A 9,876-nucleotide genomic window follows, 5' to 3' on the forward strand; every position below is an offset into this window, starting at 1 on the left:
AACAGCGCCACAACCCGCCGCAGCTTGACAAGTTACGGACCTGGGATGTCTAGGGAGTGCCGAGAGCTGCGGACGATTCCGCACCCAGCGGTCACGTCGCGTCGGGAGCGTCGACCGTCTCGTCGGGTTCGGCGTCGTGCGGCCCGTCCTCCGCGAGGATGCGGTACATGGACTTGCGCGCCTCGACGAGGATGTCGGCAGCCAGTTCGACCTGTCGGGGCGTGCCGACTCCGGCCACCTGGCCGGCCGCACCCATCAACTGTCCGATCAGCGCGCGAAGATCTCGTGCGTCGAAACCGACCGAATCGGCGACGTCGTCCCACGGACTGCCCAGGTCCTCGCGATGCTGCTCGATGTGCGATCGCCCCTCATCGGTGAGAGCTGCCGTCTTGCGTCCGGCCACCTTGTCGATGAGGACCAGACCCTCGTCCTCGAGCTGAGACAGCGCTGGATAGATCGAGCCGGGGCTCGGCTTCCAGGTGCCGTTGCTCTTGTCGGCGATCTGTTGGATGAGCTCGTATCCGTGCATCGGACGCTCCTCGAGCAACAGCAGAATTGCCGCACGCACATCTCCGCGTCGGCCTCGCCCTCCTCGGCCCCGACCTCGGCCGAAATCTGCATTCGGCCCGAAGCCACCTGCCCCGAAACCGCCGGCACCGAAACCGGGCCGCATGCTCTCGCGGCCGCGTCCGAACCCACCTCCTGCACCACGCCTGCCGCGATCACCGTGTCCTCTCTTTCCACGCCCTCGCTCTCGATGACCGCCCTCGTCCACCGGGACGTCATCGTCGGTCTGGGCAACCCACATCTGGAACGGTGCGCCCCGCATGTGCGCGCGTCCGCCTCCACTGCCTGCGAACGGCCCCATCCGGGGGCCTCCGCGGCGTCCGAATTCGTGTGCGAATCCTTCGAATGCGTAATTCATGTCGTTCTCCTCTGTATCGATTGACATTTCGACGATATATCGGCAATACAGTTTCCGCAAGATCCAGTGTCCACGTTCTCGACTCCGATGAACCCATCGACAACAGCCACCTCTCGATAAGATGGATCGGCCGGTACGAGCCACCGATCACAGCGACCCGGCGGAGTGGCGCTCGCTCATGAACGAGGGGGGCCGCATGGCCGGATCAGCGGGGCGACGGGTTGTCGTCGTGCTCGGCTGCGTTCTTGCTGTAGTCCTCCTTGTCGGATCCGGCGTTCTGGCCCAGCGCATCTCGGTGCTGATCGACGACGTCGCACAGCTCGCAGGAGGAATTGCCGCGACGGTCGTGTGTGGCCGGACTGCCACGAGACGGACGGGTTCCGAACGCCAGTGGCGCGTGCTGATGGCCGCGGGAATGGCGTGCTGGAGCGCAGGCATGGCGGTGTGGGCGTTCTACCGATCTGTGCTCGACATGCCGCTGCCGACCGCATCGGTTGCTGACCTCGGGTTCTTCCTCTTCCCCGTCTTCGCCGTTCCCGCATTGTTCGCTTTCGTGGGAGTGTCGCCTCGACGGGCGGCCGCAGGTGCCCGCCACGTCTGGCTGATGTCTCTGCTCGACGGTGCCGTCGTCGTGGGATCACTCTTCGTTCTGTCATGGGCCACCGTGCTCGGTGCGGTCGTGCACTCGTCGGAGTCCGAACCCATCGAGTTCCTCGTGGCCGTCATGTACCCCATCACCGACCTGGTTCTCGTCGCCATGATCGTGCTACTCATCGTGATTCCGACGATCGCAGCTCGGTACAGGTCACAGCTCACCTTGCTCGGTGCAGGGATTCTGATGCTGGCGATCTCGGACAGTATCTACGCGTACCTCGTCGCAGTGGGGGCAGGATTCATGCCCGTCCTGACCGACGCCGGATTCATCGCCGGCACCGCGCTCATCGCTCTTGCGGCCGCCACACCGAGAACCGTCGACAACGGCTCTTCGGCATACAGCCCTTCCGCGTGCGACCCTTCGGTGCACAGCCAGGAACCCACTGCGTGTGTCGGCACGGACAGCATCGCCGGTGAACGAACGCAGATGCTGCTGCCCTATGCGCTCATGGGTGCCATCGGCATCGTGCTGGCGGTTCTGCGTGTGCTGACCGGCACCCTCGACTCGACGGTCATCGTGCTCGGGGTTGCGGTGGTGCTGCTCTCGGTCGTCCGACAGATGATCACCTTGATACAGAACGACAACCTGCTCCGTAGCTTGACTCTGGCCAGAGACGAATTGACCTACCGCGCGCACCACGACGGACTGACCGGACTGCTCAATCGATCGTCGTTCGACGAACACCTGCGCGCAGCGGTGAACGACGCCCGAGCGGGCCGGAAGAGCGCAGTCCTACTGCTGATCGACCTCGACAATTTCAAGAGTGTCAACGACCGATTCGGGCACGGCGGCGGCGACGAACTGTTGATCGAACTCGCACGCCGACTCGACAAATGCGTGGGCGAGGGAGTGGTGGCGCGTTTCGGCGGCGACGAGTTCACCGCCTTGGTCCACGCCGACCTCGACACCGGGCGCGCCACAGCAGCGCGCATCGCCGAAGCGATGCGCGCTCCCCATGAAATCGACGGGCATCCGGTGTCGCTCGGCGCGTGCGTCGGTGTCGTGCAGATAAGCCGCACAACCGGCGTCGACCCCGACGACACCGCACCACAAAGCACCGGTGTCGACGAGGACGAACTGATGCGGCTCGCCGACCGGGCGATGTATCGGGCCAAACGCGAGGGGAAAGCCGGGGTCTACGGCTACGACGCCGTGGGCACGCTCAGCCGAGTACCGATCGACATCGATCAGGACAACCTGGGCACCAAACCGAAAATGGTTGCAGGAGAACCAGATCCGGCACGATTGATGGGGCCGCCGACAAGAACGTAGGCACCTGCGGCCGGGATGGACTCCAAATTGGTCAGGTTCTCCAAGCTGATCCGACGCCTATCGTAGAGCTTGACCGACACCGGGTAGGTCTCGTCGTTGCCCAGATCGGGCCCGAAGGTATCGGTGCCGAGCGCACCGCGATCTGCGAGCTTGCCCGTGTCGATCAGCCACTGCGCCGCCTCCGGAGAGAAACCGGGTTGGTGCGTCACACCGGCCGCGTCACTGTTGGCGTACGCGTCGGTGCCCCAACGCGACGACCATCCGGTCCACGCGATGACGGCCGCCCCCGCCGGAATTGCTCCGTGCACGGCTTCCCAGCTCTGCAGGTCTGCGACCGTGACGGCGTAATCCGCGTCGGCCGCCGCCTGCTCCCGGATATCGATCTTCACCGCGGGCAGAAACAGATCTTGCGGATCGAGCTGGTCGGCGGTCAGTCCGCCCTCCTGAAAATGCGCGGGAGCTCCCCAATGGGTTCCGGTGTGCTCGCCCTCCTTGACGTTCTGGAGGTAGAACCCGTCCTCGGCGACAGTGAACGCCGTCTCGAGAGTGAACTCCGGATCGCCGGGAAAAATCGGAGTGAGAGCCGGATCGTTGACGTGCGACAGAGACACGACCTGCAGCAGGCGATCCAACGGAACGGCAGGCTGCGCCGAGCCGGCACCGGGCAGGGCGTCGGCGGCGGCGGCGGGCGCAACCAGCCTTGCCCCCACCAGCACTGCCACCCCTGTTGTCACTCGGCGAAAGAGCTGCCTTCTCTTCATGTCCCCGACCCACCTCTCGTCAGCGCCCCGTGCGCCTCCCCGACGCAACCTTAAGCCCTGCCGAACCCCGATGGCAGCGTCAACCGATCCGAATCGGATCGATCTGAATCCGCACTCCCGCACCGAGTTTCTTGGCACTGCGAGATGCCTGCGCAGCGGACAACGCCCGAGCCAGTGCCGCCCCGGTACTGCGGGGTACGCGTATCAGCAGCCGCTGCACATCACCGGAAAGCCCGTCCTCTCCACTACTTGCGGGAGGTCGTTGGCCGTCCGGCAGATCGACCGGTCCGAGCACTTCCACTGCCTCGGGCAGGTCTGCACTCTCGACCAGCGCAGTGATCGCGTCGGTGGTGCCGTCGATCGCCGCCACGTGCACGGCCGGCGGAAACCGAACCTCCACACGTTCGTCCAGCTGACTCCTCGCGTGCCACAACGGATCCCAGCGAACCAGAGCCTGCACAGTAGGTATTTCGGATTCGGCCACGACGACCACACGGCCGCCGTCCGAACCCGGCCGCACCATGGCTGCGGCCGTCATCCACCGACGCAGCGTCTCCTCTGCGGCGCGCAGATCTGCGCGGCCGAGCAGAGCCCAGCCGTCGAGCAGCAACGCCGCGCCGTAGCCACCCTCGACCGTCGGCTCGGCACCCACCGTGGACACCACGAGCCCGGCCCCGGGACGGACCGAGTCGAGTACTGTCGCGCCGCCCGAATTGTGCACGGGAACACCAGGAAAGGCCCGCCCCAGTTCCTCGGCGGTTCGACCCGCACCGATCACGACTGCACGTAGGTTACGCGAACCGCAGACCGTGCACCGATGCGCAGCGTCGGCAACTCCGCACCACGAACACGTCGGGCTGCTCGCACCGTCGCTACCCGCGGCCGAGGGCAGCGCCAGCGGGCCGTTGCATCGACGACACCGCGCCGGATTCCGGCACTTCGCGCATGCCAGTGACGGGACATAGCCCGCACGCGGAACCTGCACCAGCACAGGTGCGTCCGCCTTCAACGCCGCCCGAGCAGCCTCGAAAGCAATCGCCGGTAATCGTGCCACGCGAGCCGCCGGATCCCGCGCCAGAGCATGGTCCGAATCGGCCAGCGCAACCACGTGAGGTTGACGCTCTCGGATCAGCTCACGCGGAGCCACCAGGTCGTGGGCCCAGCCGGAGTCGACGAGCGCTTCGGCCTCCGCCGTACGCGAGTGTCCACCGATCACCACCGCCGCCCCGGAGACGTGAGCACGGAGCAACGCCACCTCGCGCGCGTGCGGATAGGGGGACCGAGGCTCGGCAAAACTGTCGTCGCCGTCGTCCCAGATCGCGATCATGCCGAGTGTCGACACCGGAGCGAAGACGGCACTACGCGTGCCGACGACGACGGCAGGTCCCGATCTCAGACACCGCAGCCACTGCCGATACCGCTTGGCCGGACCCAGTCCGGCCGACAACGCCACAACATGCTCGGCCCCGAGCAACCCGGTGCATGCCGCCTCCAGGCGATCCAGGTCGCGCTGATCGGGCACTACGACCACCGCGGACCTACCGCCTGCCACCGTCACCGCGGCCGCCTCGGCCAGACGAACCGACCATTGTTCGCCGGGCAGCGCTTGCCACACGGCTCGCGGAAGGCGACCGGACGCCAAGGCGTCGAGGAAATTCGAGCCATGGGTATAGGCGGACCACGCAACGCGGTCGACGGCAGGCTCGCTCGGAGGATCGACGACGGGTGTGGCTTCCGCTTCGACCCTCGCGTGGCGGGCCGGTACGGCCAGACGCAGCACGTCCGCTCGTGTTCCGGCGTAGCGATCTGCAACCAGCTCAGCGAGCTCGGCGATCTCGGGAGTCAGAACCCGCTCCGCGGATACCACCCGTTCGAGCCATCCGAGTTTGCCGTCATGGTCGGTCTCGGCCAGCCTGTCCACCACGAAGCCGTCGACCAAACGGCCCGCGAACCGCACTCTGACGCGGACGCCGGGTTGCGCATCCGCACCGAACTCCTCGGGTACGAGGTAGTCGAATTCGCGGTCCAGATGCGCAAGCGGCAACATCGGGAGAATACGTGCGATGGGAAGACTCGACGCCGCTACCCGTGCCGAGACCGCCACCGCACCTCCTTCTCGACTTCTTCCGACCTCGATCGACCTGGTTGAACCGAGCCGGCGTGAGGGGAGGTATGTGCAGGTCCGTCTTCGCCCTGTCTACAGACCGGCCGCATCCCGGAGCTTGTCGGCCCGATCGGTGGACTCCCACGGCAGATCGATATCTGTGCGGCCGAAGTGGCCGTACGCCGCGGTCGGAGCGTAGATCGGCCGCAGCAGATCCAGGTCACGGATGATGGCGCCGGGTCGCAGGTCGAACACCTGGCTGATCGCCGCGCGGATCTTCACAGGATCGGTCTTCTCCGTGCCGAAGGTCTCGACGAAAAGTCCGACCGGCGCCGCCTTACCGATCGCGTACGCCACCTGGACCTCGATCCGATCGGCAAGGCCGGCCGCGACAGCATTCTTGGCGACCCACCGCATCGCGTAGGCGGCGCTGCGATCGACCTTCGACGGATCCTTACCGGAGAAAGCTCCGCCACCGTGCCTCGCCATACCGCCGTAGGTGTCGACGATGATCTTGCGTCCGGTCAGTCCGGCGTCACCCATCGGGCCACCGAGCACGAACTTGCCGGTGGGATTGACCAACAGACGCACGTCGGAGGTGTCGAGGGTCGGCACGTTCAACTCGGCCAGAACCGAACCCAGAACCCTCTCGCGAATGTCCGGAGTGAGCAGGTTGTCGAGGTCGATGTCGGCCGCATGTTGAGTGGAGATCACCACGGTGTCCAGACGAACAGCGTTGTCGCCGTCGTATTCGATCGTCACCTGAGTCTTGCCGTCGGGGCGCAGATACGGCAGCACTCCACTCTTGCGAACCTCGGTCAGCCGCCGTGCGAGACGGTGGGCCAACGCGATGGGCAGCGGCATGAGCTCGGGCGTGTCGGTGTTGGCGTACCCGAACATCAGGCCCTGATCCCCCGCGCCCTGCCGGTCGATCTCGTCGTCGGACAGCCCTTCGACGCGAGCCTCGTGAGAATGGTCGACGCCCTGCGCAATTTCCGGAGACTGCGCACCGATGGCGACGTTCACCCCGCACGAGTTACCGTCGAAACCCTTTGCCGACGAGTCGTATCCGATCTCGAGGACCTTCTCGCGCACGATCTTCGGGATGTCGGCATACGCTGTGGTGTTGACCTCACCTGCGACATGAACCTGCCCGGTTGTGACCAACGTCTCGACGGCGACCCGGGCACGCGGATCCTCCGTGAGCAGAGCATCGAGAATCGAATCGCTGATGGCATCACAGATCTTGTCGGGATGACCCTCTGTAACGGACTCGCTGGTGAAAAGCCGACTACCGGACGTGCTCACGGACTTCCTCTCGACGCATGTTACTGCCCGACCCGACGCCGTGCGCCGGTCGGGCACTCCACGAAAATTGACGTTCCCTCGGTGTAATCGCCCCTGCCGGAACGCGGCAAACCTGTTTTCTACGATCGGTACAGCAGGTGCCCAGCACAGTAGCCGGGACAACATCGCTCGTGCACCCTTGGCATCATCGCGGATTCGAAGTCGGTCGAGGACTCCTCGTATCGAGCATCTGCACCACCGAATCCAGGACGCGGCTCGCGAGCAGAGCTTTCGAACCCTCCCCCAATGCGGCCTCGGATCCATCGGCTCCGAGCAACCACCCATCGTTGTGGTCCACCTCGAATGCCTTGCCGTCACCGACCGCGTTCACCACGAGCAGATCGCAGCCCTTGCGTCGAAGCTTCGCCCGCGCGTAAGTCAGCACATCGCCGTCTGCGTCGCCCGTCTCGGCGGCGAACCCGACGATGACGGTCGAAGATTCGATATCACCGTCCCGTCGCGCTGCGACCAGGCCGGCGAGTATGTCGTCGTTGCGGATCAACGGGATCGACGACGGCTCGTTCGCGCCTTTCTTGATCTTGCTGCCCGCGATGGACTCGGGGCGGAAATCCGCGACCGCGGCGGCCATGACCACCGCATCGACGCCGACAGCATGTTTGCGAACGGCGACCTGCATGTCCGCGGCGGTTTTGACGTTCACCACGTCGACTGCAGCCGGGGCGTCGAGATCGCTGGTGTAGCCGGCAACCAACGTCACCTGGGCACCGCGCTGCGCGGCGACCCTGGCCAGGGCGTATCCCTGCTTGCCCGAGCTCCGATTACCCAGAAAGCGAACCGGGTCCAGGGGCTCACGGGTGCCTCCGGCAGACACCAGAACGTGACGACCCTCGAGATCTCGTGGGAGAGCATCGGCTCTCTCGCTCACGAGCATCGCCAGAGCGACGATCTCGTCCGGTTCCGGAAGCCGCCCCGAACCGGTGTCGTGTCCCGTCAGCCGCCCGGACGCGGGCTCGATCACGTGTGTGCCACGCGATCGAAGGGTGGCGACGTTGGCGACCGTGGCCGGGTGCTCCCACATCTCGGTGTGCATCGCCGGTGCGAGGACAACCGGGCACCGTGCAGTGAGAAGAGTCGCGGTGAGCAGGTCGTCCGCGCGGCCTCCCGCGATACGGGCCATCAGGTCTGCGGTGGCCGGCGCCACGACGACGAGGTCTGCCTCCTGCCCCAGACGCACGTGTGGAACTTCCGGAACGTCCGCGAAGACGCCGGTGTGCACCGGTTGGCCGGACAGTGCCTCGAACGTCGCACGTCCGACGAACTCGAGGGCAGACTCGGTCGGAATCACTCGAACCCGATGCCCGCTCTCGGTGAAGCTCCGGATGAGCGAACAACTCTTGTAGGCGGCGATACCTCCGCCTACTCCGACGACGACATGCAAGTCAGATGTCCTCTGTGAGGTTCTTATTCGCCTTCGGTGTGCTCGAGGAGATCTGCGTGGATCTCCCGCAGCGCGATCGACAGCGGCTTCTCCTGCAGGCCTGGCTCGACCAGGGGTCCCACGTACTCGAGGATGCCGTCACCGAGCTGGTTGTAGTAGTCGTTGATCTGGCGTGCGCGCTTGGCTGCATAGATGACAAGGGCGTACTTGGACGAGGTGCGGGCGAGCAACTCGTCGATGGGTGGATTGGTGATGCCGAGCGGCGTGTCGTAGGCCGGCAGAGCGCTGCGTCCGTCGAAGTCGGAAACGGCCGCTGAAATGCTGCTCACTGATGATCTCCTGAAATTGCATCGTTGGTGCTACGAACTAGCTGGTCGGGGCCTCGTGCGCCGTGGGAATGGTCAGCTGTTGCCGACCGACGACCTACCGACCAACAAGGATACCAACTGTTCGCACGAATGGTCGACATCGGTATTGACAACCACCGTGTCGAACTCGTCCTGCGCGGCCAATTCCACCCGCGCGGTCTCCAGACGACGCTCCGTGGCCGCGCTTTCCTCGGTCGCGCGCCCGACCAAGCGAGAGACCAGGTCGTCCCACGTCGGTGGTGCCATGAACACCAGCAGAGCCTCGGGCTTGGAGACCCGTACGGCACGGGCACCGGCAAGATCGAGCTCGAGCAGCACCGGGCTGCCCGCCTCGAGTGCGGCCTCCACGGGTGCGGCGGGCGTCCCCGACCGCTGCAGACCACCGTGGATGCTCGCCCACTCGAGCATCTCGCCGTCGGCGATCATCCGGTCGAACTCGTCGGCAGAAACGAAGTGGTAGTCCTGTCCGTCGATTTCACCGGGTCGGGGAGATCGAGTCGTGACGGACACGCTGAACACGAGCTCGGGCAACGCCGCGCGCACGAGTCGAACGACACTGGACTTACCGACGCCCGAGGGACCGGAGAGCACCACCAATCGACCCCGTTCGTTCGACGGGGTCGATGAAGTCGCAGTGTCCACTGTGGTCAGGCCTCGAAATCGAATTTCGTCAGCAGCGCCTTGCGCTGCCGATCTCCGAGACCACGAAGGCGACGCGTGGGTGCGATCTCCAACTCCGTCATCAACTCCGCGGCCTTGACCTTGCCCACCTTGGGCAGAGCTTCGAGCAACGCGGACACCTTCATCTTGCCGAGAATCTCGTCCGACTCGGCATCCTTGAGCACCTGCTTGAGATCGGTACCACCACGCTTGAGACGCTCCTTGAGCTCGGCGCGAGCTTTGCGGGCGATAGCCGCCTTCTCGAGGGCGGCAGCTCGCTGCTCCGGGGTCAACTGGGGAAGGGCCACTGTCGGTTCCTCCGTCTTCTCGTTCGGGTCGATTCGGCGTACTGGATCGGTCCGTGCACGCCGATCGTCGGTATTCC

The 9,876-nt window shown here is 65.4% G+C and carries 9 protein-coding genes; 1 reads left to right on the forward strand and 8 read right to left on the reverse strand.

From position 1 onward, the window contains the following. Positions 1–91: 91 nt before the first annotated feature. The gene (locus tag O4220_RS07165; RefSeq protein WP_420030358.1) at positions 92–829 is read right to left on the reverse strand and encodes a PadR family transcriptional regulator; all 738 of its coding nucleotides are present in this window, start codon (positions 827–829) and stop codon (positions 92–94) included. A 292-nt stretch (positions 830–1,121) separates the two neighbouring features. Here O4220_RS07165 and O4220_RS07170 point away from each other — a divergent pair, with 292 nt between their 5' ends. Then, positions 1,122–2,852: a GGDEF domain-containing protein gene (locus O4220_RS07170; RefSeq protein WP_269602999.1), complete on the forward strand. Its 1,731-nt coding sequence runs from the start codon at positions 1,122–1,124 to the stop codon at positions 2,850–2,852. Here O4220_RS07170 and O4220_RS07175 read toward each other — a convergent pair. The 7 genes from O4220_RS07175 to mihF all read right to left on the reverse strand — a co-directional run bounded on the left by O4220_RS07175 (position 2,768) and on the right by mihF (position 9,799). Next, positions 2,768–3,613: a cyclase family protein gene (locus O4220_RS07175; protein ID WP_269603000.1), complete on the reverse strand. Its 846-nt coding sequence runs from the start codon at positions 3,611–3,613 to the stop codon at positions 2,768–2,770. The genes O4220_RS07170 and O4220_RS07175 overlap by 85 nt on opposite strands. Before the next feature lie 79 nt (positions 3,614–3,692). Then, positions 3,693–5,660, reverse strand: a complete 1,968-nt coding sequence (locus O4220_RS07180; RefSeq protein WP_269603548.1) for a primosomal protein N' — start codon at positions 5,658–5,660, stop codon at positions 3,693–3,695. Between the two features lie 150 nt (positions 5,661–5,810). Beyond that, positions 5,811–7,025 carry a methionine adenosyltransferase gene (metK, locus tag O4220_RS07185; protein WP_269603001.1) on the reverse strand — a complete coding sequence of 405 codons (1,215 nt, stop codon included), beginning with the start codon at positions 7,023–7,025 and terminating at the stop codon, positions 5,811–5,813. A gap of 184 nt (positions 7,026–7,209) precedes the next feature. Continuing rightward, the gene (gene coaBC / locus O4220_RS07190) at positions 7,210–8,463 is read right to left on the reverse strand and encodes a bifunctional phosphopantothenoylcysteine decarboxylase/phosphopantothenate--cysteine ligase CoaBC (RefSeq protein ID WP_269603002.1); all 1,254 of its coding nucleotides are present in this window, start codon (positions 8,461–8,463) and stop codon (positions 7,210–7,212) included. A gap of 23 nt (positions 8,464–8,486) precedes the next feature. Beyond that, entirely contained in the window at positions 8,487–8,792 is a 306-nt protein-coding gene (gene rpoZ / locus O4220_RS07195; protein WP_032377808.1) for a DNA-directed RNA polymerase subunit omega, read from the reverse strand. 72 nt (positions 8,793–8,864) lie between these two features. Then, complete coding sequence (gene gmk / locus O4220_RS07200) at positions 8,865–9,473, reverse strand: guanylate kinase (RefSeq protein ID WP_269603003.1); 609 nt, start codon at positions 9,471–9,473, stop codon at positions 8,865–8,867. A gap of 5 nt (positions 9,474–9,478) precedes the next feature. Next, a complete protein-coding gene (gene mihF, locus O4220_RS07205; protein WP_269603004.1) occupies positions 9,479–9,799 on the reverse strand; it encodes an integration host factor, actinobacterial type in 321 nt (106 codons plus the stop codon). Positions 9,800–9,876 lie beyond the last annotated feature (77 nt).

The sequence above is a fragment of the Rhodococcus ruber genome (genome assembly GCF_027270735.1).
Classification (GTDB): Bacteria; Actinomycetota; Actinomycetes; order Mycobacteriales; family Mycobacteriaceae; genus Rhodococcoides; species Rhodococcoides rubrum_A.

What these genes read in the sequence shown, in the direction of transcription:
- O4220_RS07180 (WP_269603548.1), bottom strand. Translation starts at nt 5,660, where the DNA reads ATGTTGCCGCTTGCGCATCTGGACCGCGAATTCGACTACCTCGTACCC.
- O4220_RS07170 (WP_269602999.1), top strand. Translation starts at nt 1,122, where the DNA reads ATGGCCGGATCAGCGGGGCGACGGGTTGTCGTCGTGCTCGGCTGCGTT.
- O4220_RS07175 (WP_269603000.1), bottom strand. Translation starts at nt 3,613, where the DNA reads ATGAAGAGAAGGCAGCTCTTTCGCCGAGTGACAACAGGGGTGGCAGTG.
- O4220_RS07165 (WP_420030358.1), bottom strand. Translation starts at nt 829, where the DNA reads ATGCGGGGCGCACCGTTCCAGATGTGGGTTGCCCAGACCGACGATGAC.